This is a genomic window from Mesorhizobium sp. (assembly GCF_024509055.1).
Taxonomy (GTDB): Bacteria; Pseudomonadota; Alphaproteobacteria; order Rhizobiales; family Rhizobiaceae; genus Mesorhizobium.
The window spans coordinates 132,015-157,770 of the sequence record NZ_JANINM010000385.1 but is presented as its reverse complement, the minus strand read 5'-3'; the positions used below and the strand labels follow the sequence as shown (position 1 = coordinate 157,770).

The 25,756-nt window shown below is 63.0% G+C and carries 21 protein-coding genes; 16 read left to right on the top strand and 5 right to left on the bottom strand.

Going from position 1 to position 25,756, the window contains the following annotated elements:
* The first annotated feature begins 117 nt into the window (after nt 1-117).
* The 15 genes from Q0L57_RS19370 (at nt 118) to Q0L57_RS19300 (ending at nt 13,803) form a co-directional block, all read left to right on the top strand.
* Nucleotides 118-2,214, top strand: a complete 2,097-nt coding sequence (locus tag Q0L57_RS19370; RefSeq protein ID WP_043061522.1) for an ATP-binding protein — start codon at nt 118-120, stop codon at nt 2,212-2,214.
* Between the two features lie 223 nt (nt 2,215-2,437).
* Nucleotides 2,438-3,295: a hypothetical protein gene (locus tag Q0L57_RS19365; RefSeq protein WP_147035409.1), complete on the top strand. Its 858-nt coding sequence runs from the start codon at nt 2,438-2,440 to the stop codon at nt 3,293-3,295.
* Entirely contained in the window at nt 3,295-4,329 is a 1,035-nt protein-coding gene (locus Q0L57_RS19360; RefSeq protein ID WP_082049422.1) for a site-specific integrase, read from the top strand. Before Q0L57_RS19365 ends, Q0L57_RS19360 begins: the two co-directional genes overlap by 1 nt.
* A gap of 312 nt (nt 4,330-4,641) precedes the next feature.
* Nucleotides 4,642-5,169, top strand: a complete 528-nt coding sequence (locus tag Q0L57_RS19355) for a helix-turn-helix domain-containing protein (protein ID WP_043061524.1) — start codon at nt 4,642-4,644, stop codon at nt 5,167-5,169.
* On the top strand, nt 5,170-5,781 hold the full coding sequence (locus tag Q0L57_RS19350; RefSeq protein ID WP_043061525.1) for a DUF3800 domain-containing protein: 612 nt from the start codon (nt 5,170-5,172) through the stop codon (nt 5,779-5,781).
* 540 nt (nt 5,782-6,321) lie between these two features.
* Nucleotides 6,322-6,819: a LuxR C-terminal-related transcriptional regulator gene (locus Q0L57_RS19345; RefSeq protein WP_082049410.1), complete on the top strand. Its 498-nt coding sequence runs from the start codon at nt 6,322-6,324 to the stop codon at nt 6,817-6,819.
* Between the two features lie 27 nt (nt 6,820-6,846).
* A complete protein-coding gene (locus tag Q0L57_RS19340) occupies nt 6,847-7,194 on the top strand; it encodes a hypothetical protein (protein WP_043061526.1) in 348 nt (115 codons plus the stop codon).
* 13 nt (nt 7,195-7,207) lie between these two features.
* Nucleotides 7,208-7,690 (top strand): hypothetical protein, encoded by a 483-nt coding sequence (locus tag Q0L57_RS19335; RefSeq protein WP_082049413.1) that lies wholly within the window; start codon nt 7,208-7,210, stop codon nt 7,688-7,690.
* The gene (locus Q0L57_RS19330) at nt 7,660-8,118 is read left to right on the top strand and encodes a MarR family winged helix-turn-helix transcriptional regulator (RefSeq protein ID WP_061781136.1); all 459 of its coding nucleotides are present in this window, start codon (nt 7,660-7,662) and stop codon (nt 8,116-8,118) included. Before Q0L57_RS19335 ends, Q0L57_RS19330 begins: the two co-directional genes overlap by 31 nt.
* Nucleotides 8,119-8,448: 330 nt before the next feature.
* Nucleotides 8,449-9,339 carry a replication initiator protein A gene (locus Q0L57_RS19325; protein ID WP_043061531.1) on the top strand — a complete coding sequence of 297 codons (891 nt, stop codon included), beginning with the start codon at nt 8,449-8,451 and terminating at the stop codon, nt 9,337-9,339.
* 470 nt (nt 9,340-9,809) lie between these two features.
* Complete coding sequence (gene repC / locus Q0L57_RS19320) at nt 9,810-11,057, top strand: plasmid replication protein RepC (RefSeq protein WP_082049419.1); 1,248 nt, start codon at nt 9,810-9,812, stop codon at nt 11,055-11,057.
* 105 nt (nt 11,058-11,162) lie between these two features.
* Nucleotides 11,163-11,804 carry a hypothetical protein gene (locus Q0L57_RS19315; protein WP_240456353.1) on the top strand — a complete coding sequence of 214 codons (642 nt, stop codon included), beginning with the start codon at nt 11,163-11,165 and terminating at the stop codon, nt 11,802-11,804.
* 49 nt (nt 11,805-11,853) lie between these two features.
* A complete protein-coding gene (locus Q0L57_RS19310; RefSeq protein ID WP_043061535.1) occupies nt 11,854-12,177 on the top strand; it encodes a single-stranded DNA-binding protein in 324 nt (107 codons plus the stop codon).
* Between the two features lie 123 nt (nt 12,178-12,300).
* Nucleotides 12,301-12,744 (top strand): hypothetical protein, encoded by a 444-nt coding sequence (locus tag Q0L57_RS19305; protein WP_082049424.1) that lies wholly within the window; start codon nt 12,301-12,303, stop codon nt 12,742-12,744.
* 174 nt (nt 12,745-12,918) lie between these two features.
* Nucleotides 12,919-13,803 (top strand): toprim domain-containing protein, encoded by an 885-nt coding sequence (locus Q0L57_RS19300; protein ID WP_296744648.1) that lies wholly within the window; start codon nt 12,919-12,921, stop codon nt 13,801-13,803.
* Between the two features lie 121 nt (nt 13,804-13,924).
* Here the strand turns inward: Q0L57_RS19300 and Q0L57_RS19295 are convergent, their stop codons facing one another.
* The 5 genes from Q0L57_RS19295 to Q0L57_RS19275 all read right to left on the bottom strand — a co-directional run bounded on the left by Q0L57_RS19295 (nt 13,925) and on the right by Q0L57_RS19275 (nt 21,223).
* Complete coding sequence (locus Q0L57_RS19295) at nt 13,925-14,860, bottom strand: zinc-dependent alcohol dehydrogenase family protein (protein ID WP_133178099.1); 936 nt, start codon at nt 14,858-14,860, stop codon at nt 13,925-13,927.
* A 236-nt stretch (nt 14,861-15,096) separates the two neighbouring features.
* Nucleotides 15,097-15,354 carry a hypothetical protein gene (locus Q0L57_RS19290; RefSeq protein ID WP_241768967.1) on the bottom strand — a complete coding sequence of 86 codons (258 nt, stop codon included), beginning with the start codon at nt 15,352-15,354 and terminating at the stop codon, nt 15,097-15,099.
* Between the two features lie 34 nt (nt 15,355-15,388).
* Entirely contained in the window at nt 15,389-18,667 is a 3,279-nt protein-coding gene (locus Q0L57_RS19285; protein WP_116462973.1) for an error-prone DNA polymerase, read from the bottom strand.
* On the bottom strand, nt 18,664-20,448 hold the full coding sequence (locus Q0L57_RS19280) for a DNA polymerase Y family protein (RefSeq protein WP_296744647.1): 1,785 nt from the start codon (nt 20,446-20,448) through the stop codon (nt 18,664-18,666). The genes Q0L57_RS19285 and Q0L57_RS19280 overlap by 4 nt, the downstream gene beginning before the upstream one ends.
* The gene (locus Q0L57_RS19275) at nt 20,363-21,223 is read right to left on the bottom strand and encodes a damage-inducible protein (protein WP_296744646.1); all 861 of its coding nucleotides are present in this window, start codon (nt 21,221-21,223) and stop codon (nt 20,363-20,365) included. Before Q0L57_RS19275 ends, Q0L57_RS19280 begins: the two co-directional genes overlap by 86 nt.
* Before the next feature lie 71 nt (nt 21,224-21,294).
* On the opposite strand from Q0L57_RS19275, the gene Q0L57_RS19270 reads away from it, so the two are divergent.
* Nucleotides 21,295-25,545 (top strand): strawberry notch family protein, encoded by a 4,251-nt coding sequence (locus tag Q0L57_RS19270; protein WP_296744645.1) that lies wholly within the window; start codon nt 21,295-21,297, stop codon nt 25,543-25,545.
* Nucleotides 25,546-25,756: the final 211 nt, after the last annotated feature.

Here is a 25,756-nt window from a genome sequence, read left to right as displayed (position 1 = left end):
GGGTACGGTATGCTCAACCTACTGGGTCAGCAGACGCGTTCGCTATGGCGCAAGGACAGGCTCGCCGCGATCGCTGCCTGAGATATAAGCGGCCGATCCGTTGGGGAGACAGGACCATTGCCGGCGCTCACGCCTAACATCGAGAACCGCGTCCGAAAGCTACCCAAGCCGTCGAACGCTACGCAGAGCCTGCAGCCGCTATTTGAGGCCGTGAGCAATGCCATGTTCGCGATCGAGGATGAGTTTGACGATCGCGTGTCCGAAGGACGCATCGACATATCCGTTTCGCATCTAAGCGACCCGGCGAAGATCACCATTGAGGTCGCTGATGACGGGATCGGGCTCGATCAGGAGCGGTACGGAGCATTCTGTACCATCGATACAGATTTTAAGCGGAGCAAAGGCGGCAAGGGCGTGGGGCGCCTGTTCTGGTTAGACGCCTTCGACGGGATCACTATCGAAAGTGGGTATCGCGACGCCACAGAGTTCAAGCGGCGGTCGTTCGAGTTCGTCCTCAATAATGCCGAGCAAGTTGTGCCGACGTACGAAGATAAGCCGGACTCGGCCGGGCACCACGGCACAAGGGTGCAGTTCCGCGGTCTCCGTACGAGAGAGTATGCTGACCCCTTCCCCAAACGAGCCGACACCTTCATGCGCTACTTCAGCGCGCACTTCATTGCGGACTTTTTGCTAGGTGGTGGTCCGACGATCCTCGTCGATGTGGACGGTGAGGTGACAGAATACCCGAAAGCGGTTTCTGACCTCGTCGTTGGCGAGCCGATGCAGGCAACGATCTTGAGCGACGAGTTCGGCGAGCTCCAAATCACCGGCTTCTTTTGCAAGCCTGAGGCGAGCACGGGTTTGGAGGGCCTTCATCAGCTGCACCTTCTGGCCAATGGACGTACCGTCGAGAGCCGAAAGGTTGACAACTTGCTTGGCGTCGAGCGTCTGGAGCGTGATGGCGAACAGGACCTCGCCTTCCATGGCTGCGTTTCGGGCGAGTACCTCGATCTACGGGTCAATGAGGGGCGAACAGCCTTCAACCTTACGGAGCGAACGCTCAAGCAGATCAGCCGGCAATGTATGGATGCCGTTCGATCGCAGATGATCCCAGACCAGGTGCGGCGCTACTTCGAAACGCGGAGGGAGCGGTACGAGTCCTTCGTCGAACGCTACCCCACTTACGGTTTTGACGATGACGATACACAGCTCGGCCGAGTGCCGCTTCATGCGGCGACGCCAGAGGAGTTCGCTTCTTTTCTCGTTAAGTTTCAGATCCGGCGGGACGAGGAGCGACAGGATGCGCTGCAAAGGCTCATTGATGCGCTTGACGCCGGAACCGTCCCCTTCAGTTTCGGCCAGACCGTCTCGGATGCAGCTCGCGAAATTCAGGCTTCGGAGCAGCTAGCCCTCGCGCAGCACGTCGTGCGCCGCAAGCTTGCTCTGGAGCTACTCGAAAAGCTCATCACTAGGATCAGAAGTCGCGATGGCAGTGCCGACGACTATCACCTGGAACGGACCCTTCACTCCTTCATTTGCCCGATGAACGTTCGTGGCGATGACGTGACTGAGCTGAAGAGCCGGGCGCACGAGCTCTGGATCGTCGATGAGCGGCTCGCCTTCACGCGCGCGTTCTCCTCTGACAAGCGCCTTGATGAAGTACTGGTTGAAGGCGGTACGGCCGATCGGCCAGATCTATTCCTATGGGACTTGGCTTACGGTCTGAGCTCCACTGATCCTGACCAGCCCGATGCGGTTGACCTATCGGAGCCGCTTCGCCGGGTTATGGTGGTCGAATTCAAGAAACCCGGTCGGCGAAACTATAGCGGTGCCAAGGACCAGATAGAGCAACAGATCACAAGGTATTTAGCCCAAATGCAGGGCGGAGAAATTGAGTCGTTCGGACGCTCACGCGTCAGGATAGCCAAGGATTGCATCTTCTATTGTTATGTTGTTGCTGACATTGTGGGGGACTTGACCCAGCAGCTATCGAGTTGGGACACGACTGCGAACGGCCAAGGTCGCATTAGGCCTCTGCGCGGCGCTTATAGTGGGCAGATAGAGGTCATTCAGTGGCAGGACTTAGTCAATGACGCTTGGATGCGGAACCGGTCGACACTGCACGCTGCTGGGCTGAGCCGAAAGAGACTGATGCCTATGAGCTCAGTATCTGCAAAGCCAGGGTCGGTTGATGACGATGATTTCGGTGATTGAGCGGAGGTCGAGGGCTGGCCTGCCGTCGTGTGCTCGATTGCGCCGAGCATCAGCAGATACGACCTAGGTAACCTGCTAGCGCAACCTGCATAGATCCAGCTGCGCGTTAGCCGCGGAACATCCACTCTTTCAGGTTCAAGTCTGCCCTTAAAGGTGCACGCTCCAGAGCGCGACGTCGTCCACTGATTCGGGAAAACCTACAGCTTCGGGTACGGTCGCGGCCATGACGAGTGTGGTAGTTTGGCGGCGGCGCGAGCTGATGGATCGAGGAAGCTTGATTGAAGCATGGGAGGGCGAGCCGCCGGAGTTTCCGGTCGAGCCGTGGATCCACGAGGGCGACATCTGGCTGGCCGCCGATAGCCGGATCAGCATGCCGACCGAGCATGGCCGCATCCCGACGACCGACGCCGCGATGAAGATTCTCCCGATCACGCTGCGGTTCTTCCAGGAGCACGAGGATGGCGGTCCCGGCATGACGCCAACCTACCACTCCGAAATCGCCTTCGCCTGGGCTGGTGACACTCAACCAGCGAGCGCGACGTATCAGCTGGCGACCTCGTATCTGAAGGCGATGCACGGCCCTGCGTTCGAGAAATTTCCGACGATCAGCGACATTGCCGACATGATCGGCCGTATCGGCGCGCGCTACGCCGGCGAAACGGAGCGGCGCTTCGAGGCATTCGTGGTTGGTCAAACCCCGCACCGCACGGGCAACCCGCCGGTGCAGGTCTTCAAATTCGGATGTGATGAGGCCGGACGCCTCTATGGTCCGCGCGAGATTGACCTTTCTCAGCCGGGGAGCTTCCATCTTCTGGGAAGTCATAAACCGGAGATCAGTGCGGCCATCGACGGGGGTTTCGGCGGCAGCATCGAGTATGTGCCGGCGCGGGCGATCAAGGCGGTGATCGCGGCGGACGCAGGAAGCGATATCGGCGGCTCGATCGCCTTGGCGCGTGTAAGTGGCGGTAGCGTCGAGCTTTATCCCGGTTGGCGCGATCCGGACGATGGTCTCCCCCGCCCCTACGCCGACGAAGCGATTGCCCGCATCGGCGAATGGCGGGCTGGCGGGATCTTCGGCTGATGACGATAGACGACGATGAGCCGATAGCCGACGATCACTCGCAGCTAGATGATCGCCAGAGCCTGGTGAATGTCGCACAGGCGAACCTGCCGCTCGCCGGGCTTGGCATCGATGACCAGGAGCGGATCGCCCGCTACATGGAGCGTGCGTCGTCGTCGGCGACGCTACGTGCGTACCGGTCAGACTGGGCGATTTTCGAACAATGGTGCGCGGCGCGAGCGCTGGTCACCCTTCCAGCGACGCCAGTCACCGTTGCGGCCTTCCTGACCGATCTCGCCGATCAGGGCCGCGCGCGCTCGACCATCGGCCGACGGCTCGCCGCGATCATCTTCGCCCACCGCGCGGCGGGGCACCCGCCGCCGACCGATCAGGTGAACGCCAACATCTTGGAGCGCGCGATGCGCGGCGTGCGTGCCGATAAGCGCGACCAGCCGGTCGCGAAGAAACGCGCTGCTGACGGCGATATCCTGCGTGACATGCTGCGCGCAATCGATGGCGACAGCGTCCGCAGCTTGCGCGACAGGGCACTGCTCGCAGTTGGCATGGGCGGGGCGTTCCGCCGCTCCGAGCTGGTGGCGATCCGTTTTTCGCAGGTGACCGAGCTGGCCGAGGGTCTGCGCATCCATGTGCCGCATGCCAAGGGCGACCAGCTTGGACGGGGCGCCGACGTGGTCATTCCCGATCGCCGGCGTATCGCACCAGTCGCCTTATATAAAGCCTGGATATCGGCGGCGCCGATCACGGATGGCTTCCTGTTCCGGAAATTGACCCCACAAGGGCGCCTGACCGAAAAGCCGATGAGCGATCGCGGCGTCGCACTGGTGGTCAAAGCGCGCGCGGCCGCCGCGGGCTACGACCCCGAACTGTTCTCAGGCCATTCGCTGCGCGCTGGGTTCCTCACCGAGGCGGGACGCCAAGGCGCGAACCTTTTCAAGATGAAGGACCACAGCCGCCACCGGTCGATCGAGACGGTCAGCGGCTATGTCCGCGATCACGAAGCGTTTCGCGACCACGCCGGCGACAAGTTCCTCTGAAGATCGCGCAACGTGGCGATCCGAGATCCGATCCGGTTTGAGGGCACGCTCTGCGTCCGTCCAGTCAGGGCGGGTCGCTCGGCCGCCGCTGCGCTTTAAGATAATCGACCGGACGTCTTTGTCTGGTACCTGTTTATCTCGCTTAATCGGTTTACGGGTTAATCGGGTTACTTGCGTCCTTATTCAGACCGGACACCTCTGCCTCGTCCGAGGAGATGCATCTGTCTCCTCCCGACCAGGCAGAGGTGTCCGGTCGGTCAGTCTTGTCTTCGGCCTATCAAGCGCTCATCTGCGAGCCTACGGAGACATCGGATGAGTGACAAGATCGAAAGCGAAGATGGCCAGCTGGAAGCGGCATCCGCGGCGAAAGCGCCTCGAAAGTCGGGTGCGGCCGCCAATAAATGGGGCGCAAAGGTGATCGCGCTCGGGTTCTGCATGTTGCCTTCGCTGCTGCTTCGCGCGCAGCGACGTCTCGGGCTCAACCCGACCCAGCTTGCCGTTTTGATCCAGCTCGCCGATTTCTGGTGGGATGCCGGCCGTAAGCCCTTTCCGAAGAAGGCCGATCTTGCACTGCGCCTCAACCTCAGCGAGCGCCAGGTGCAGCGCTACATCGCGGAACTGGAGGAGGCGGGCTTCGTGCGCCGGATCGAACGCCGTGCGTCGCACCGTGGCAAGATCTCGAACGAATATGATCTTCAGGGACTGGTCGACAAGCTGGCCGAGATCGAGCCGGACTTCCGTGAGGCAGCCGAAGAAGCGCGTGCCAAGCGGCAGGCCGTCGCCCGCCCTGGCATGCGGCGCCGCCGACCAGCGGCGGCTCCGGCGGATGCGGAGGCCTGAGTGACGAAGGGCCTGAACAAGAAGGTGCTGTGCTTCATCGACGAGTCCGGGACCGCCGGCAGCGGCCCCTTTCAGCTCGGCGCGCTTTTCGTCCTCGCTCGGGAAGCCGGGCGTCTCGACAAGGCGTTCAGCGACCTGCTGCCGGCGGATGCAAACGAGGTCCATGCCGTGAAAATGGCGAACGGCTATCTTCAAGGACTGCTCGATCGCCTGCGTGCTGGCGCCGACCTCGATCGGGTGGTGATGATCAACCAACATTTTCAGGGGCGGCAGGGGGCCCCGCCGGTCGTCTATGCACAAGCGGTCGTCGAGACGGTGAAGATCGGCATGAAGCGGTTTCGTTCAGTGCTCGGGCGCGACAGCGTCGGCAACGTCGATGTCATCACCGACGTCAATCAGCATAACGATCACCCTGATTTTGATGCCGAGATGGAGCGGGCGCGCAAGGACGACGGTCGCTTCAGAGGCGTCAATCGGGTCGTCCGCCTTGATTCCGGGGCCTCCCGGCTGCTTCAGCTTGCCGATGTCGTGGCCTATGCGCGGCGCTGGATCGTGGATGGTGAGATGAACGCGCAGGGCTTGCGTGAAAAGTACGGGATCGATCTGCTCTGATACGAAAAGAGCCGCCCCGAAGGGCGGCTCAGAAACGTGTCAGGGAGAATGGTGGCCGGCAACCAGGGTTTGAGACCCTGGGTAGCCACAGCGCTCATCCAACACGGGGCCGGAATAAGTCGCTTTGCAGGTCTCCCTGCCCGCTCCATGTACGCGCTCGCCATGCCGGATACAAGTACCAGTGGTCACGCGTGTCCCGTACGGGAGCCGGCGACAACCTGTACCGGGTAGTCGTTAACGCCTTGTACTTGGAAGGCGGCGCCGCTTCTCCTCCCTTGCTGCCAGATCGGCCTGACCGCGGGTACGGCGACGCTAGGCAAAGCCGACGGCCTGTACCGCACTGCGACCGTGACAACCACCCGATCTCAAGGGAGCCAATCTGCCCGCCGCTACGTCCGCCTGTTTGCTGAATGACAGTTTCGCGGGATCGGTTCGCTACCGTTCGTTTCCCGCGGGCCGGCTGTTCTGCTGGAACGACGCGTCCCAACATGGATTACGGAACTTCTGGCGGCGAATCGCTCCATCCTGCAGGGTCGACACATGGAAATATCACCCGCTGGATACGACAAGACAGATGCCAGCGAAACCGCCACGGATAGCCCCGCGCGCTCTGACCGACCATCGCCTGTCGACCAATTGAGCGAACGGCAGCTCTCCTACCTCCGTCTCGTTTACCAGCATCGAAGTTCGAAGGAGATCGCGATGTTAACCGGGGCAAGTCCCCGCGCTGTCGATAAGCAATTGTTGAAGGCTAACAATTTGCTGGGCACCACGAGCCGGATCGACGCCGCCCGGATCGTCGCGGAGCACGATGCAGGGGTAGAGGCTTTGCCCCCTGCAATCGTCCTACCTAGCGATGAGCACGTCTTTCCTCTCCCACCGCCGTTGCCGACCGCAGGGGCGGCAGCGAACATGCTCACCTGGAAGCAGGCGGCGATCTGGAGTGCGATCATTGCGATCCTCACTCCAATCGGCCTGACCGTCGCGGGTATGGTGATGCTGACGCTGACGTTCCTGCTCGGCCTCAAGGTACGGTAGCGGCGCTGCGGCGCCCAAGGAGACGTAATGCAGGCACTCGAGAATACTGGTCGCATCGTGGCGGATGAACTTCGCAAGGCGGAGCGATCGATCAACCTGGCGGCGCGCGACACCGCCCAGTTCCTCTTGACGACGCTCGATGCGACGGAGGTTCATCGGCTCTCGCCGGCGATGGCGCAGCGAACCGTCAAAGCGACGGTAGCTGCGCTCGCTGCTCTGGTCGAAGGTCAGGATCAGATGGCGATGCGGGCTCACCCCTTCACGGAGCGGGTCGGCCGTCATCTCGGCCTGAACGAGACGAGCTGGGGAGAAAATCTCCCAAAGCCGCCGATGAACGCCGAAATCGAATCACCGGTCGAAGTGGCCACTGCCTGAAGCGAACCCGCGTATGAAAGTGGAAGTTCTACTCGCCTTACTGTTCAATGCGATAATGGCAGTGGTTCTTCTGTTCGCTCTCGTACGCGGCGGGAGGCCTGAGCGACTGGGTGTTTTAATAAACTTGGCGGGCTTCGCTCTCACGACCGGTCTGCGCGTTTATTCTACCAAGGTCGCTTGGGATCCCGGGCACTTTCCAACGTTGGTTGTGGACCTGGGAGTCGCCTGCGGCTTCTTTTGGTTAGGTGTGACGACTATCCGTTTCTGGCCGATCTGGGCAGCCGGCTTCGCGCTGGGCGGCCTGTTTATGAGCCTGTGCGGAGCGTTACTGCCCGGCATTCCACTCTTCGCCTATCACACAGGTCTCGGTATCTACGCCTATCTCGCGCTTGGCGCGCTTGCGCTGGGAACGATGCGATTGCCGCGTGATGCTGCGCCCTATCTGAAAAATGGATCGCGACGATCATGGCTTCAGCATCAGCGGGCGACGAACTGATCGACGTCATCGTCCGTCTTCCGCGTAAGGCCGTCGAGGAAAGCCTGCTATCTGCCGCCGCTGCCGGGGGCACGATCGCGGACCTGCGCCTTGGCGAAGCTAAGGCGATTTTGGCCGGGCGCCGTCGACGCACCCGCTGCTTTTCCGGGGCGCGCTTCCTCGATCCCAGCTGGGATATGATCCTTGAGCTCTATGTAGCGCAGGGCGAGCACCGTGACATCGCGGTGTCGCAACTCTGCTCCCTCAGCGGGGCGTCAATGACCACTGCGCTCAGGCATATCGAGCAGCTTGAAGCGGTCGGCTATATAGAGCGCATCCCCGACCCGGCAGATCGGCGCCGAGCGAACGTGTCGATGCTTCCACGGCTGAGGAATGCCGCAGAGGAGTGGCTCGATCTCCAGATCGCATCGTCCCGCGCGACCGGATAGCCGGCGATGAGAGACGCGTTAGTGAGCCACTTAGGAGACCCTATGGCGCTTGCAGCAGTAGCAGGAACGCGCGACCTGCCCGAGCAACGACTGTGAACTGCGGCGCCAACCTGTTACAGCGGCTCGTATGAATCTGCGCGAACTCCATGTCGAAACGACCCTCCGCGTGGCTCCCAGCATCGGGCGCGCGGTCGGTCCGCAAAAACACGAACTTCACTCCGATAGTGCGCTGTTCCGAGCGTTTTCCCTCGGTGGCACTCCCGCCCTTCGTGTTTTCGCGGACCTTCGCGAGCGGGCTTTCGTGCTTTTGCGGACCCGGGATTGGGCGGCATGACGGGCACCTCTCCCACGCAGGGCGACCTCTTCGTCCTCGACAGTCCGCTCCTCACCGAGGTTCGCGGTGAGCACTCACTCATGGCCTATCCCTTCTTTTCGCTGTCGAAGACTGCGCTGAAGCGCTCCTTAGTCTATAAGACTGACAGTGTTTCCATAGAGATCGGCCCTGGTCCCAGCGGTGTTGCCACAATCTATGACAAGGAGATCCTACTGTATATCGCGAGCTTGCTTGTCTCGAAGATGGATGCAGGCGAGCGCGTGGCCCAGGAGTTCTACTTTACGGCCCACGACCTCTTCCGAGTGACGGGGGTCAGCGGTTCTGCACGCTCCTATACACGCCTCTCTGATGCGTTAGGACGGCTTCAGGGTACGCAGATCAAGACGAACATCGAAGCCGGTGGCGAAGGCCAGACGGGCTTCTTCTCGTGGCTGTCCGAGGCGCAACTCCAATATACGAAGACACGGACCGGTGAACCACGTCTCAAGGGCGTGAAAGTCCGCCTTTGTGACTGGCTATACCGTGCGATCCTGCGCGATCGCCGGGTCCTCGAATATTCGCCGGACTATTTCCAGCTTGGTCCAGTCGAACGACGACTTTACGAAGTCGCGCGCTCCACCTGTATCGATGGTCCCGTGCAGATCGGATTGAACGATTTGCGCCTTCAGCTTGGCTATCAGAACACGCTGAAGCATTTTCGCCACGTTCTGCGTGGCATCGCGGACCTGGACTCGATTCCTGACTACCGGGTTTTGCTCAACGAAGCAGATGCTCCTGCAGTGGACGCCCCGAAACGCAGGGTCGCGGCCCCTTCCCTGGTCACGTTGACGCCGAAAAAGGCCCTTCTGTCGGCCGAGCAGACGACCAGCGACGCGATTCGCGACTGATTCGCGGACCGGTCCGCGAGAACACGAACGAGCGTCCCTCAAAGCACGAACTTTCGTCCGTCAAAGCACGAAGTAGCGTCCTCCAAAACACGAATGGACGTCCGTCAAAGCACGAACGGACTCCGCGTCGGTCCGTCAAAGCACGAACTTTTTCTCGCTTCGGTCCGCGAAAGCACGAGTCGTGCCCGCTTCCGAACCCCTGATTGGGCTGGCATCGTCCCTTAATGTTCTCCGCGGCCGCTCGGCGGCCAGCGTGAGACCGAACAGAAAGGGTGGCCGTGAGCACATAAACGAATGCCCGGCACGAAGGCCGGGCACCCAGAAATCGCAACGTGGCAGCGTCGCCAAACGCTGACCGGTCACTCAGAGATCTTCCACGTACCGGTTTCCGAGCCTCGGTTCAAGGGAGCGCGCTTCGCGCCACGCCTCTGTTTTGCCTGCTGACGGCCCCTCGAACGAGGGGACGAACGATGACCTATACCCAGAATGCCTTTACGGGGGGAACGGGAGCCCGACCGATCACGGCCTTCTCCCGCCAGATCGCACGCGCGCTCGAGACTAGGATTGTCGATGCGCCGACGACGGTCGACCGGAAAGCGGTGTTCGCCGTCGTCAAGCGCTCAGCAGCGGCGCTAGGCGTTGGGATCGGTGCGCTACAGACGCTCGAACACCTCATCAGCTACACCCATGCCGATGATTGGAAGGAAGGGCGCACGCCGATCGCCTGGCCAAGCAACCTCACGCTCGCTGAGGACGCCGGCAAGACGGTCAGTGCGATCAAAGCCCGTCTCCGGCAGCTCAGAGCGCTCGGACTGATCCTCGCGCGCGACAGCGCTCATGGACGGCGCACAGGCCGCCGTGATCATACGGGTGCAATCTCAACCGCCTTTGGTGTCGACCTCTCGCCGCTTCGCATCCGCTTCGAGGAGCTTCGCGAGCGCGCCGATGCCTATTCGGCACAATCTCGGCTCTTCAAGGAGGGTCGGCAGGAGATTGCCCGCGTTAGCCGGATTGTTGGTCAGGCACTCGCGCAAGCAGCCGATATGCGGTTGACGGGCCCGCGGTGGTTTGCCCTCCAGGAAGCCATCGATAGCGTGGCTGAAGCTGCAGCGCAGGCGCGTTCCGTGCGTGACAGTGATCTCTATCGGGCTGCACTCAGCCGTTTGCCGCACGTCGAGCAACTCGTTGCCACGACCATCGACGAATGTATGTTTCCTGAAGATAATGATGGGTCAGGGTCAAAAAATGAGCCCTTCATACATATACAAACCAGCCCTCACCCCATCAAAGATGTACGGGCTGAGCGAGCTTGTAGTTCTGATCCAATCGGTTCCGCTCCACCTCCAGCCGACCTCTCGGCGTCACCGTCGAACAGTCGCTTCAACACTCGTCCAGCAGAGTTGATGGAGATGTTCCCGACCACCGCGATGTACGTCGGCAACAGCAGACCCGCGTGGTCCGATATTCATCGGGCCGCCTCTCGGCTGCGCAACGATCTCGGGATCCGCATCGGGGTCTATGTGGACGCCTTGGAAAAGCTTGGGCCGGATGCCGCAGCGGTGGCGATCATGATTACCGCCGAACGCCATTCGCGGTCGGAAATTCGGCTGACGCCAGGCGCATATTTCACGGGAATGATCGGCAAGGCAAAGCGCGACGAACTCGATCTTGCAAAGAGCCTGTGGGGATTCCGGACCGAACGAATGGCAGCACACTGACAAACCTGACTTGGCGTCCAATAACGTCCTGTGGTAAACGTGGACTATGTCTCGACACGGATCCATTCAGATTTTCACCTGCACCTGCGGTCCCAAAGGCGGGCGATGAGGTGGCTGGCGCTGATCGTCGGTGCAGGGGTGCTTGCCGTACTTGCATGGTGGCACGGCGGTTTGAGCCATGCGATTGGCGCGCCGTTTTCGGGAAACGCCCGATGCGATGAGCCGTTTTGCGAGGCTGTCCAGAGTCTCGCGTCGACGATCCTGCGTCCGCCGCTTCCGCTGGGTATCGATGGACGATTGCCGCCGCCCGATGTGAGAGGCTCGATCGACGCTCGCATCACGCAAGGGAACATTGGGAGGACGATCTGTCGACCGGGATATTCCCGATCGATGCGCCCCTCCTACGGTGTCACCGGTCCCCTGAAGCGGCGGATGATGCAGGCGCAATATCCAGACGGACGATTGGCCGACTATGAGCTTGATCACCTCATTCCGATTTCTCTAGGCGGCGCACCATTCGATGCCGGCAATCTCTGGCTTCAACCGCGCCGCGGACAAGCGAATGCGGATGACAAGAATGCACTCGCCTTCGTTCTGTGGCGGCTCGTGTGCGAGCACCGGCTTCCGCTAGCAACCGCGCAACGAGCCATCAGTCGCGACTGGCTGGCGGCGTACGAGACCTACGCAACACCTCAGAACGTCACGAAATACCATTTCCAGCCGCGCGCGCTGACAAAGAGCGACTGATCGCGCGACCCCGCCTGTTCAATTGAGTGAGTCACTGGAGAAGAGCATCATGCCCCAGAATATCGCTGAATTCCGCATCATCGGGCGTGTCGGCAAGATCAACAGGCGAGAAAAGGTCACGTTCGTGAACGTTGCAGCAAATTACAACCGACGTGATGGCGACGAATGGAAGCAGGATACCCTATGGAATAGCGTCGTGTGTTTCTCGAACCTGACCAACCAACTGGAGGTTGCCGGCGTCGGTGATCTTGTCCATATCACAGGACGCGTGCGCGAGGGGCAGCATGGCGACACCAATGATACAGGCTACCGAACAGAGCTCATCGCCGACACCTTTTCGGTTCTGGCCAAAAGTACCGGCGAACAGGTGTGAGGCTCTGGCCAAGCGATCGGCTGGCGGTCGTCACGCCCTTTCAAACTCGGTATGCCGGGATCGGCAGATCATTCGCCGCATTTTCTCCTTTCGTTCTCGGTGCGCATGATTCAGAATCGTCGCATGCCGATCCGTCCGGAACATCGCTGGCTTTATCCGATCGACTGGCCCGAGATCAGCCGGATCGTACGCTTCGAACGTGCAAGTGGTCGTTGCGAACATTGCGGACGGCCGCATGGCCGACACGTTGCTCAGCTCAAGGATGCGAAAGGGGTCTGGTGGGACGCAGACGGGCGTTCCTGGCGGGATGGACGCGGCCGCGTGTTGCGACGGCCTCCCGCTTTTGTTGCTCTAGACGCGATCTGCATCACGCGCAGACCGGTCTACCTGGCCACAGCGCATCTCAATCACGATCCGAGTTTCAGCGGTCCGCGTTGGCGAAACCTCGCCGCCCTCTGTCCGCGCTGCCACATGATCCACGATGCGCCAGAACATCGTCGCCGTCGGTGGTGGAACGCCTTTCGACGCCGCGCGCTCGGCGACCTCTTCACAGGACGTTACGGTTAGCTAGCCGCCCAAGGGCGTTCATGCGGCGACGCCGCGCGCGCACGAGATCAGTTCCTTTCAGTCTTTGGCTCTTCGCTCGCCGTCCAGAGGCGAGGGCGACGATGACCCTGCGGTTCGAAGTTACCGGAGTGTCAGGAAATGATCGCAGTCCAGCACGATGCCGGAGCTCGGCCGATGCCTAGACTGCCGCTCGACGCTGAAGTCCGCGCAAAGACGATCGTCGAGCGCCTTGGCGGGGTATGGCGCGGCACCCGTGGCGAATGCCGATGCCCAGCACATGACGATGTGTCGCCCAGCCTCTCGGTCAGGCTTGGCGATAGCGCCATCCTGTTCCACTGCTTCGCCGGGTGCACCACCGCCGAGGTGCTCAAGGCGCTGCAGCGGCAACGCCTTCATGATCGCGCGCCGCTCGACATGCCTGCCAAGGAACCGCGGCGCGACATGAGTGCGCTTGCGGTTCGATTGTGGCACGCGAGCAAGCCGGTCGTCGGAACGCTGGCCGAGACGTATTTGCGCGCCCGCGGACTGACCGGACCCTATCCGCGAAGCTTACGGTTCAATCCGAAGACCGTGCTTGGCTCTGGCTCCGACAAGCGGGTCATGCCCGCATTGATCGCAGCCGTAGAAAGTGACCTGGGCGTGATCGCGGTGCAGCGGACCTTCCTCGATCCGGTCGACATCCTTCACAAGCCAATCCCGAAGCCCAAAGTTGCGCTCGGACTCCTAGGTACCGGCGCCATCAGGCTTGCACCCGCGACGGACGAACTTGGTCTCGCCGAAGGCATTGAGGACGCACTGTCTGCGATGCACTGGTTCGGTACGCCGACCTGGGCGCTGGGCGGCGTGGAACGGCTCGCATTCGTCGCTATCCCCGAAAAAGTGCGCAGGATCATCGTCTATGCCGATCGCGGGCCGGCGGCAGCGCGGCTCCTTGAGAAGGCACGCGAGCACCTGTCCCGTCACCGCCGTGAACTTGTGGCACATGTGCCCGATGTTCACAACGACTGGAACGATGCCTGGCGCGCCAAGCGCGTTAGAGACTCATTCGCCCGACGATGACGCAGGACGAGGGACCGATTGCCGCAGAGCGGCACTGCGCGGTCGCTCGCAATTAACGGCGGGGTGATGCATCGTCGGAAGATGGCGCGGCTTCGCTCGCCGCCCCATCCCCGTCCCTCTCTCACGGGCAGAGCAGGATTTTGCCGCTTCGTCCGACACGGGCATCGTGCGTGAGCGCAAGACCGATTTCCGCCAGGGGGTAGCGGGCAGCGATCGAGATCGCGGCACGGCCGACCCGTATCTCGTCAAATACAACAGACATCAATTCGTCGAGCTGCGCTCTCGATATGGCATGAACGATATCCCGCAGTCTGAAGTATTGTGCTGTGGTGGCGCCCGTCCCGGCCAGCGGCTTCCCTGACATCAAACCATAATGCAGCATCTGGCCGCCCGGCACGACCGCGGCCGCCAGATCGCATCCCGCGCGGCCGCCAACCGCGTCCATGGCTCCATTGAGCCTGGGCATTGGCGTATCGCTCCAGACCACCTCAGCAGGTTCGCAGCGGAGGCTTTCGGCCGCCGACTGCGAGCGCACGATGGCAACCGCGTGCGCCCTCGTCGATGCGATCATGCGGATCAGGATGCGACCGATTGCCGACGCGGCGGCGGTGATTCCGACCGCGTCTCCTGGCTGCGGGGCCATCCTACGCACCATCAGTAGGGCGGTCAGGGGATTGATATAGGCGGTCGCGGCCTCGTCATCGTCGACATCGTCCGGCACCAGGATGCACCAGTCGGCCGGCAGGACCTTCAACGTCTGCCAGCATCCCGCACTGCCCAAGGGTAACACGCGCCGACCGATTAGCCCGGGATCGACATTGTCGCCGACCTCTTCGATCGTTCCCGTCCCCTCATAGCCTGGCACGAACGGAAGCGACGTTCGCGCAGCATAGGCACCGGCAACGGGGATCAGGTCGGATGGATTGATCGGCGTTGCCGTCATGCGCACGAGAACCTCGCCGTACGCTACCGGCGGTCTGCCGAGCGGTTCGCACGCGAGCACCTCCATCGGAATGCCAAAGCGATGCGCGATCATTCGCAGCGGTGGCTGCGTCACAAGCTTCTTCCTTGTATTGTGTAGGCGCCCACACCGTTGCCTTCGCGGCACCTATCATACTCCTGGCTCGGGCGAGCGACAGCGTGCGCGGTTCGAGGACCGGTGTTAGGATGGTCGAAATCGGACGATTTTGATCATCCTATCACCAGATCCCGGTTCGCTGGATCGCATGCTGGTATGCTGCATCGAGCTATCGAGTCCAAAATCCCCTTCCGCACCGGCTGCCGACGCCGCTCTTACAAAAAGCCGTTCTCATCGTATCGGCCCGCCTTGCGCAGCTGTCGGACGATGCCATTGAATGCAGCGGTTACGCCCTGTGCCCGGCCGATCTCGTTCTCCTGTGCCGCAGCATCCCAGTATAACGACAGCGGCCAGGGCTCCGGACAATGCGGCAGCAGACATCGCAACGCGAGCCGTACCTCGATGCCATCGACGCGTCCTTCCGAACAGCGCGCGACGCCCGCGCGGAGGATATGGACGGAGAGCGCGATCACGACTCGCTGGTGACGTGGCAAGCTCGCCATCGGATCAATGAAAGTCGTGCGACTTGAAGCGCACGACCTGTTCCGGATCCCTGCCGTCGGCATGCGGCGGCCAATAGCAGTCGCGCGGTTCTGGCTTCCACCGGTCGGCGTCATGACCGGGTTCTCCGCGATCGGGAGATCCTGGATGCTGCGCGGCGTCTCCGCGACCGGTCCGAGGCGGGAACGACATGTCGCCGACCTTCATCAGCAGGTCCCCGTACTCGACGATCCGATCGCAGATCACGTGGATCACCTCGCCTTCGCGCTGCACGCGCCCTTTCAACCCGACCATCGACGCCGACATCACTGTGCGATGCTGCGCCTCGAAACGATCCGGCCACAGGATCCCGTTGGCGATGCCGGTTTCATCCTCGATGGTGATGAACAGCACGCCTTTGGCGCTGCCCGGCTTCTGCCGGACAAGGATGATGCCCGCCACCTCGACGTGGCGGCCATCACGGATGGTGCTCAGGTCGGCACAAGAGCGCACGCCTTGTCGGGACAGCTCGTCGCGCACGAAGCTTAGGGGATGTGCGCGAAGCGACAGTTGCAGATTGCGATAGTCCTCGATGACCTCGCGCCCGTCGGTGAGTGGGCGCAGCGCTACCGCAGGCTCGATACCCTCGACGCTGCCGGCAACAGCCGCACGATCGGCGGCCGCGAAGAGGGGCAGCGGCGCCTCCCCCAGCCCCCTCACCTTCCACAGCCCTTGCCGCCGATCGGCGCCGAACGCGTGGAAGGCGTCGCCGTCGGCCAGCTTCTCGATCGAGGCGCGTTGCGCCCCCGATCGGCGCCAGACGTCCTCCACGCTGTCGTACGAGGCGGTTGCCCGAGCTGCGACGATCTTGGCCCCATCGGCGTTGGACAAACCGCGGATCACCCTCAGTCCGAGCCGGACGGCCAGATATCGGCTCCCGGTCGGCTCCAGCGTACAGTCCCAGCGGCTCGCATTGACGCAAGGCGGCCGAACCTCGACGCCGTGCTCGCGCGCGTCGCGCACGATCTGAGCCGGCGCGTAAAAGCCCATCGGCTGCGCGTTCATCAAGCTGGCGCAAAAAACGTCCGGATGATGATGCTTCATCCACGACGACGCATAGGAGATCTTGGCAAAGCTCGCGGCATGGCTCTCAGGAAAGCCGTAGGAACCGAAGCCCTCGAGCTGACGAAAGGTACGCTCCGCGAAGTCCCGTGGATACCCTCGGGCAACCATGCCTTCCACCAGTTTCTCGCTGAAATGGCTGACACCGCCGGTGAACTTGAACGTCGCCATCGCACGGCGCAGCGCGTCCGCCTCAGCCGGCGTGAACCCGGCGCCGACGATCGCAACCTTCATGGCTTGTTCCTGAAAGAGTGGAACGCCAAGCGTCTTTTCGAGAACGGCGCGCAGCTCAGGGCGTGGATACTCGGGGCGCTCAAGACCCTCCCGTCGGCGGAGATAGGGATGGACCATATCGCCCTGGATCGGCCCGGGCCTTACGATCGCGACCTGGATGACCAGATCGTAGAAGCGCCGCGGCTTCATGCGCGGCAGCATGCTCATCTGGGCGCGGCTCTCGATCTGGAATGTCCCGAGCGTATCGGCCTTCTGGATCATGGCGTAGACGCCCGGATCGTCGTCCTGCAGATCCTTCAGCTCCACATGCAGGCCCTTGTCCGCCTCGAGCATGTCAAAGGCGCGGTTCATGCAACCGAGCATGCCGAGCCCAAGCACGTCGACCTTCATGAACTTGAGGCTGTCGATATCGTCCTTGTCCCATTCGATGATCTGGCGGTCCTCCATCGCCGCTGGTTCGATGGGAACGAGGTCGTCGAGACGATCATGGGTCAGGACGAAACCGCCTGGATGCTGGCTCATGTGACGCGGTACACCGATCAGCTTGCGCGCAAGATCGAGTGTGAGACGCAGCCGGCGATCACCGATGTCGAGGTTGAGCTCGTCGACCTGCTTCTCGCCGACCCCTTCGGCGGACCACCCCCAGACCAGGCCTGCCAAGGAGGAGGTGAGATCCTCGGGCAAGCCCATCGCCTTGCCGACATCGCGTACCGCGCCGCGCGCCCGGTAACGAGTGACGACCGCGGTCAGCGCTGCCCTGTCACGCCCATAGGTTTCGTAGATCCACTGGATGATCTCCTCGCGCCGTTCATGCTCAAAATCGATGTCGATATCGGGGGGCTCGCGCCGTTCGCCCGATACGAAGCGTTCGAAGAGCAGTTCATGCTTGATCGGATCGATCGACGTGACCCCGAGCACGAAGCAGACGCACGAATTGGCAGCCGAGCCGCGCCCTTGGCACAGGATCCCACGCCGGCGGGCCTCACGCACGATCGAATGGACCGTCAGGAAGTAGGGCGCATAGCCGAGTTCGCCGATCAGCCGCAGCTCGTGTGCGATCTGGTCGCGATAGGACTTGGGCACGTTTCCGTCGAACATGCCCTCGACCGCTTCGGTCGCGAGTTGCTCGAGCGCCTGTTGTGCAGTCAGTCCCTCAATGACCCGCTCGTGCGGATATTGATATGCCAGTTCGCCGAGGTCGAAGGTGCACATCCGGGCGATGTCGACGCTCGCCTGCAACGCGTCCGGATAATCCTGGAACCTGCGTACCATTTCGTCGGGCGATTTGAGCGCGCGATCGGCGTTGACCTCGCGTCGATAGCCCAGTTCGTCGACGGAGCACTTCTCTCGGACGGCGGTGACGACATCCTGCAGCAGCCGCGCTTCCGGAGCGTGATAAAGGACGTCGCCGGTGACGACCGCGCGTATGCCCGCACCACCTGCCTGTCGCGCGAGCGCGTCGATGCGAACCGCATCACCTGGCCGACGCCGCTGGAACAGCGCCATATAACCCCGCTGCCCGAAGACCGCCTTGAGGTCGGCCAGCGCCTCAAGGTTCTCCTCGTCCGCCTCGTGCGGTAACAGGATCGCGATGACGGCGTCGGACCATGGCGCAAGATCATGCCAGTGCAGCAGACATGCGCCCTTCCCTGCCCGCTTCTTGCCGACCGTCAGGAGCCGCGTGATCCGCGACCAAGCTGGTCGATCCGTCGGATAGAGCAGGAGGCGTCGGCCGCAGGACAGATCGACCCGGGTGCCCGCAATCAGGCGAACGCCGGTCGCTTTCTGCGCCTCCCAGGCCCGGACCACGCCGGCCACGGTCCCGATATCGCTTACCCCGATCGCGGGATATCCGAGCAATGCTGCGGCAGAGAATAATTCCTCGGCAGACGATGCACCGCGCAATAGCGAGAAATGCGTGAGGACCTGCAACTCGACGTAATGGGTCATCCAAAGACCCCATGCATCCACCACGACAGATCGCCGGTGTTGTCCTCGAAGCCGTCGCCGCGCCGGAATACCCAGAACCGGCCGCCCTCCTCATCCTCGACCCGGTAATAGTCACGGATCGCCCAGACCTCGGCGTCACGCCGCCACCATTCGCCATGCACCCGTTCGGGACCATCGCCGGCGACGATCCGATGCACGCGCCCTCGCCATTCGAAGCGGCGCGGAGGTTGGTCCGGCATCAGCGCGATGACCCGGCCGAGGGGTTCGGGTCGAGCAAAGAGCCGGATGGGCCGCTTCCATGCCGGCCATGCGCCCGGCAGAGCGATGGGGTCGGATCGGATCACGGCGCGCTCGGGCACGTGGCTTTCGCGTGGGGCTGCGCGGTAGACGGCCTGGGCACCGATCCGGCCCGCGATCACGTCGACGAGGCGCGCTGGATCGCGCTTCTGTCGGTCGTCGACCAGCACGGCGCCCAGATCCACCGCGTCAAGCGGTTCGGTGTGCGGCGCTACGAGCCGAAACTGCTCGAAACCCAAGCCCGGATCGATCCGCTCGATCCTGAGCTTCAGCAGGCGAAGCAAGTGGGAAACTTCTCGCGCGGGTCGCGAAGTCCCCACGCCGACGATCTGTTCGGATCCATCGACCCGCAGGCCGGCGAACCGCAGCGACCGCGCGCCCAGCCCTCGCGCTTGCAGAACACGGGCAAGATCCCGCAGCAGATCGCCCATCACCTGCTCAATCGCCTCAGCGGTACCGATCGGCTCGAGCAACCGGCATTCAACGCCAGGAACCTCGGCATCCTCGCGGGGCGTGATCGGCTCCGCTACGGCACCCAACGCCTGATCGAGCCGAACGATCGCTGGCAGCCCGAGGCGCCTGGCGAGTGGTCCCCGAGCCACGGGCAGGAGATCTGCAATCGTATCGAAGCCGAAGCGTCGACACGCACGGAGCGCGGAGGGCGCAAGCCGCAAGGCGGCAACCGGCAGCGGCGCTAATGCATCCGCGGTCGCGCCCGAGGGTGCCCGTATGATCTCGCCGCGTCCGTATCTTGCCAGGGCATGCGCCGCTCCACCCGTATCGGCGACCGCGATCCGTGCGGAGAAGCCCGCCCGTCGGCAGAAGGCATGAAGACGGCGGCAGAACAGCTCCTCGCCGCCATGCAGATGCGCGCAACCGGAAAGATCGATCCAGATCCCGTCGTTCGGCGTCGCCGCTGCGACCGGCGACCAGCGTCGTACGGCGAGCAAGGCCAGGCGATCGAGCAACGCGCTATCCGCCTCCGGATCAGCCGGGCGGACGTCGAGGTCCGATACGAGCGCGCGTGCGTGGGTCGCCGCCATGCCCGGATACACGCCCAGGGCGCGCGCCCCATCGCACGCGGCGACGATGTCTTCTCGCCGCCCGACCTTGCCTACCAACGCCAGCGGCGCGTGCCCCAGCAATGGGAGGGGATGGGGCGATGTCGGAGCAGCCTGCACCATGGCCTTAAACGGATGGCTGGCCGCCTCCGACCGGCGACCGAGTTCGCGTACGGGGGGACGCGCATGCGTTGGAAGCGCTGCGATCTGTGCCTCAACAACAGCCCGCGTCGGCAGCCCTTGCCGCGCCCACCGGGCGCCCGGACGCCATCCGCCGCCCCGGGGCACCGAACAGTCCCCCGGATCGTCGTCGATCGGCACCTCGAGGACAGACCGTTCAGGCTGCTGCAGAGCGGACCGTTCCAGCCGCCTCAGCCGATCGATGGCTAAGGTCGGCAGGAACAGCGAGACGACCCGTCTCATCGCTGCCCTCCACGATCATGGTGAAGCTCTCGCCACCACGTTGGCGGCTGCACTCCAGCGAACAACGCGGACGACCCACCCCCGCGACCGCGAGGCGCTGGGACGAAACGGACCCGATGCGCCAGCGCGTCCAGGCTGCGGACGGCTCGTTGAAGACTTCCTGGCCGAGACGGCGCGCGCGGCGAAGGAGAAGAATGGGTATGTCGGCATCACCCGCGACGAGCTGCAAGCGTCGCGTCGCGACCATTGAAACCTTGCTCGCCTCGGCGACGATCGCACACGGCGTGCCGTCACGCACCGCGTCCTCGACCACCGCCAGGAGCGCGGTATCGTCCCTTGGCTGGGCATAGATCACGCTTGCGGCCGGCAGCCCCGCTTGCTCCAGCGCCGGCGCGTAGAGATCAGTGCGGCAGCTCACCCATAACACCAGACCGCCTGTGGCGATCGCTTCCCGCGCGGCGATGCCGGCGAGGAAGAGCGTTGCGGCCGCATCATCGGCGAGCGAGGGGCTGCGCGGCGTAGCTTCGTGCAACGCCCCCGCCCGTAAGCCCCCTCCCCCCAGCCGTGCGTCGAGCGCCGCGATGCCAAACGGCATGACCCTGAAGTCGGTCGCCGGCGAAGCGATCCTGCGCAAATGGTCAATGCCGGGGACGGCAGGATGAAGGGCGGCGGACATATCAGCTAGACTCAGTGTGTTCCCTTTATGTTCCGTAAAGTTGGCATTCGCGTCAAGACGATTCCGTGCGGCGGCATGGGACGGGTCGTGTGCGATCAAACCCGAGCTCGCCGGTCGATTCTCGCCAGGCCGACAAGAGGGGAGGCCGCCTCCGGCGTGTCGATCCGGTGATGAACACCGGACGGAAGAACGGAGTAACCTCGATGCGCCACCTACCCGCAGCCCGCCTCCTCGATGCTTCCGAGCTGGAGTTTGCCGCGCCATCGATCACGGCCGCCAGGGCGCTCGCCGTGATCATCGCCAGGAAAGACCCGGTAAAGCGGGAGTCGTTGCTGTGGCTTATGGAACAGGCGCACGGCACGTCCTCAGCCGACGGTCGCTGGTCACTGCGCGACGCCTATGACGTGCTGGAACTGGCCCAGGTCCTTTACCTCGCGACCGCGGACTTGCCCGCAGGGCCTGCGGCCTGCCTCGCGGAGCTCAACGGGCTGGTGTCCAACCTGCCGACCCATAGTGTGCGCAGCGAAGAGCAGATCGAGCTCCAGCAATTCTCAACGCCCGCGCCGCTGGCCTTTCTGGCGGCCCTTGCCGCGCGCATCGGGTCCGACGATCTCGTCCTCGAGCCCTCCGCCGGTACCGGGCTTCTGGCAACCTTCGCTCACCGGGCTGGCGCACGCCTTGTCCTCAACGAACTCGACGCGACCCGCGCTGCGATGTTGTGCGCCGCTTTTCCCGACACGACCGTCACCACGCATGACGCCGAGCTGATCCACGACTTTCTCGACCCGGTCATCCGGCCCACTGCGGCCCTGATCAATCCGCCGTTTTCGCGGAGCCTGGGGCGCCATGCCGATCCGCTCGCGGCCTTCCGACATCTCCGCTCGACATTGTCCCGGCTTTCTGTTGGCGGACGGTGTGCGGCCGTTCTCCCCGAACGGGTCGATACGTCAAGTCGAGCCTGGAAAAGGGCGACGGAGGGCTGCGCACTGACGTTGCATCTTGCGCTGCCCCCCAATGCCTATGCGAAGCACGGTACGGGTCAGGCTGTGAAGATCATGGTCCTCGAGAAGGGGCGCTCAGGAGAAGCAGAGCTGATCCGTTGCTCCACCCTCAGCGATGCCCTCGGACATATCGTGGCCTTCCCAGCGCCTACACGGGTCGCGGCGCCTTCATCGCCGGTTCCCAGGCCGTCGTCGTTGCTCGGTGCTCTTGCGGCTCGTCCCCGGCTGGCGACGCCACTTGCCCGCCCTACGCCCTCTGCCGTGATGCGGGACATCTCCTATGCGGTGCTCGACGATCCGGCACCGGTAGGCGAAGCCGCTGGCGTCTACCTTCCCTATCGACCAAGCCGCATTGTGATTGAGGACGCCGCGCAGCATCCAACCGCCTTGGTGGAATCGATCGCAATGGGGTCGATCACCGCACCGCAACCGCATTATGCGCCGAACCTTCCCGTCGCCATTCTCGAAAGCCAGGTCCTGTCGGACGCGCAGCTCGAGACGCTGATCTACGCTGGTGACGCCTTTCAGCGCGACCTTCCCGGCCGATTTCATCCCGGCGAGGAAGGCCTGACCCTGATTCCGGACGATGAAGGTCGCCCGTATCGGACGGGCTTCTTCCTCGCCGATGGAACCGGGGCGGGAAAGGGTCGGCAAGTCGCGTCTATCATCCTCGATCATTGGCTCCGCGGTCATCGCCGGCACGTCTGGATCTCGAAGACCGAAACGCTCCTTGAGGACGCGCGACGGGACTGGACCGCGGTGGGAGGACTCGCACTCGACATCCAGCATCTCAACCAATGGAAGCTCGGTACGGCCATCGGCGCCGGAGAGGGCGTCCTCTTTCTCACCTATGCGACGCTGCGATCGAGCCGCGGCGATAAGGGCAGTCGCCTCCAGCAGATCCTCGACTGGGCGGGTGATAGCTTCGAAGGTATGCTCGTCTTCGACGAAGCACACGAGATGGCCGGTGTAGCTGGAGGCGAAGGCCGGTTCGGCACGAAGGACGGATCGGATCAAGGCATCGCAGGCGTGCGGCTGCAGAACCTCCTTCCACGCGCGCGAGTCCTCTACGTCTCGGCCACCGGTGCCTCCGATGTGAACAATCTTGCCTATGCGACCCGCCTCGGCCTGTGGGGTCAAGGTACCGCCTTCGCGGATCGCCGCGCCTTCGTTGAAAGCTTGCGGCGCGGCGGTATGGCGGCCCTCGAGCTGATCGCGCGCGACCTCAAGATGCAGGGGCTGTACACGGCACGCGCGCTGAGCTTCGCGGGCGTGGAGTACGACATCCTCGAGCATCAGCTCACCGACGATCAGATCGCCGTATACGACGCCTATGCCGATGCCTGGGCGATCATCCACGCCAATCTTCGTGCCGCACTGGACGCAACGCGGGTCACCGACAGCTTTTCGAAGGACACGTATAACGGGGGTGCAAAGGCGGCCGCGCTGTCGATCTTCGAATCCACGAAGCAGCGCTTCTTCGGCCAGCTTCTGATCGGCATGAAGCTCCCCGCCCTCATTCCCGCCATGCGCACCGATCTGGCGCGCGGTGACAGTGTGGTGGTCCAACTTGTCTCGACATCGGAAGCGATGCTCAATCGCGCACTGGCCGGGCTCGGCTCACAGGAACGCGGCAATCTCGACATCGAACTCTCACCCCGCGAGTTTCTGATGGACTATCTAATCGCGGCCTTCCCCGTTCGTCAGATGAAGACCTTCGTCGATGACACCGGCAAGACCCGGTCGGAGCCGATGTGCGACGAAGCGGGTCATCCGGTGTTGAGCCAGGAGGCGCTCGAGATGCGCGACACCCTGGTCGAGCAGGTCGGTGCGCTGCCGATCGTCGAGTCCGCCCTCGACCATATCATCGGTCATTTCGGCCCCGACGCCGTCGCCGAGGTCACCGGCCGTAGTCGGCGCATCATCGTTGACGTCGGTGGTCGGCAGCGAATTGAGAACCGTTCAGCGCGCACCAATCTCGCCGAAACGGACGCCTTCATGCGTGGTGCGAAGAAGATTCTGATATTCTCGGATGCAGGCGGCACCGGTCGCTCGTACCACGCGAGCCTTTCAGCCGAGAACCAGTCCCGGCGTATCCATTATCTCCTCGAGCCGGGCTGGCGTGCCGATGCGGCGATCCAGGGCCTCGGTCGAACCCACCGGACCCACCAGGCAGCGGCACCGCTTTTCCGACCGGTGTCCACCGATTGTCGAGGCGAACGCCGGTTCATTTCGACGATCGCGCGACGGCTCGACAGCCTTGGTGCACTGACCCGCGGCCAACGCCAAACGGGGGGGCAAGGACTTTTCGATCCGCGCGATAACCTCGAGAGCGACTATGCACGAGAGGCGCTCGAGACATGGTTTCGCTTGCTCGCCGAGGGCAAGCTTCGCTCGATCACCTTCGCCACGTTCCAGCAGTTGACCGGGCTCGAACTCGAAGGTGAAGGTGGCGGATTGAGGGAGGATCTACCCCCCATCCAGCGCTGGCTCAATCGCATCTTGGCACTGCGCGTCGCTCTTCAGAACGCCATCTTCGACGAATATCTCGGCCTGATCGAAGCCCGGGTTGAAGCGGCTCGGGAGGCTGGGACGCTCGACGTCGGCGTCGAGACCATCAACGCCGAGCGAATTACCATTCTCGATCGAACGGTGATCAGGCGCGATCCGGTCAGCGGAGCCGAAACCGAGATCCTGCGCCTCGAAACAGAGGAACGCTACAAGCCTATCTCCCTGGAACAGGCATTGCGCCGCCTCGGCGACGATGCGCGGCCGATGGTCAATCGGAAGTCCGGCAAGGCGGCCATCCGCTGCACCACCTTTTCCCTCACCGATGATGACGGCGAAATTGTCCGCCGCTTCGAACTCATCCGGCCGACCCGAACCGAGCGGATGCGCCAGGACCTGCTGCTCGAGACCATGTGGGAGGAAGCAAGCGAGGAAGAGTTCTCGACGCTTTGGTCAGCCGAGGTCGACGATCTGCGCGGCAAAACCCGCACCAGCACCATCTATCTGGTGGCCGGCCTGCTCCTGCCTGTTTGGGACCGCCTTCCGGACGACCATGTCCAGGTCTGGCGTATCACCACCGACGATGGCCAGTCGTTCCTCGGACGTCTGGTGCCTGCGCCGGTCGTCCCGAAACTTGCCGCCGCTTTCGGGATCGAGGCAGCGATCGTTGTCTCAGGGGAGGATACCGCCAAACACGTGCTGGGCACCGGCGAGATGGCGACGCTTGGCAGCTACAGGCTGAAGCGCAGCCTGGTGGCAGGTGAGCATCGGCTCGAACTGCTCGACTGGCCATATTCGCGCCTCGGGGAGTTGAAGGCGGCCGGGTGTTTCACCGAGATCATTCAGCACAAGACCCGCCTGTTCATTCCTGTCCGGGCGGCCAGTGCCGTGATCGAGCGGATCGCCGTTTGATCACCCGCACGGCCCCGGCGTCACTCATTGGGGGCATAACATAGAACGAGCACGAAACGGCGCTTCGCCTATCGGAAAACCCGGCCGGGTTGACTGTCGCGCATATTGGCCATCCGGCATGGATTGTCGTGTCGAGATCGCGAGGGGCGCGAACAGTTGTCTTAAAACTGCTATTTGGCACCGGGAATCAGGTGCGTTCCGACAGGCTCAA

Bases quoted from the DNA above. Each gene is read 5' to 3' on its own strand.
- Q0L57_RS19365 (WP_147035409.1), top strand. From the start codon at position 2,438: ATGACGAGTGTGGTAGTTTGGCGGCGGCGCGAGCTGATGGATCGAGGA.
- Q0L57_RS19360 (WP_082049422.1), top strand. From the start codon at position 3,295: ATGACGATAGACGACGATGAGCCGATAGCCGACGATCACTCGCAGCTA.
- Q0L57_RS19355 (WP_043061524.1), top strand. From the start codon at position 4,642: ATGAGTGACAAGATCGAAAGCGAAGATGGCCAGCTGGAAGCGGCATCC.
- Q0L57_RS19345 (WP_082049410.1), top strand. From the start codon at position 6,322: ATGGAAATATCACCCGCTGGATACGACAAGACAGATGCCAGCGAAACC.
- Q0L57_RS19340 (WP_043061526.1), top strand. From the start codon at position 6,847: ATGCAGGCACTCGAGAATACTGGTCGCATCGTGGCGGATGAACTTCGC.
- Q0L57_RS19335 (WP_082049413.1), top strand. From the start codon at position 7,208: ATGAAAGTGGAAGTTCTACTCGCCTTACTGTTCAATGCGATAATGGCA.
- Q0L57_RS19330 (WP_061781136.1), top strand. From the start codon at position 7,660: ATGGCTTCAGCATCAGCGGGCGACGAACTGATCGACGTCATCGTCCGT.
- Q0L57_RS19325 (WP_043061531.1), top strand. From the start codon at position 8,449: ATGACGGGCACCTCTCCCACGCAGGGCGACCTCTTCGTCCTCGACAGT.
- repC (WP_082049419.1), top strand. From the start codon at position 9,810: ATGACCTATACCCAGAATGCCTTTACGGGGGGAACGGGAGCCCGACCG.
- Q0L57_RS19315 (WP_240456353.1), top strand. From the start codon at position 11,163: ATGAGGTGGCTGGCGCTGATCGTCGGTGCAGGGGTGCTTGCCGTACTT.
- Q0L57_RS19310 (WP_043061535.1), top strand. From the start codon at position 11,854: ATGCCCCAGAATATCGCTGAATTCCGCATCATCGGGCGTGTCGGCAAG.
- Q0L57_RS19305 (WP_082049424.1), top strand. From the start codon at position 12,301: ATGCCGATCCGTCCGGAACATCGCTGGCTTTATCCGATCGACTGGCCC.
- Q0L57_RS19300 (WP_296744648.1), top strand. From the start codon at position 12,919: ATGCCTAGACTGCCGCTCGACGCTGAAGTCCGCGCAAAGACGATCGTC.
- Q0L57_RS19285 (WP_116462973.1), bottom strand. From the start codon at position 18,667: ATGACCCATTACGTCGAGTTGCAGGTCCTCACGCATTTCTCGCTATTG.
- Q0L57_RS19280 (WP_296744647.1), bottom strand. From the start codon at position 20,448: ATGAGACGGGTCGTCTCGCTGTTCCTGCCGACCTTAGCCATCGATCGG.
- Q0L57_RS19270 (WP_296744645.1), top strand. From the start codon at position 21,295: ATGAACACCGGACGGAAGAACGGAGTAACCTCGATGCGCCACCTACCC.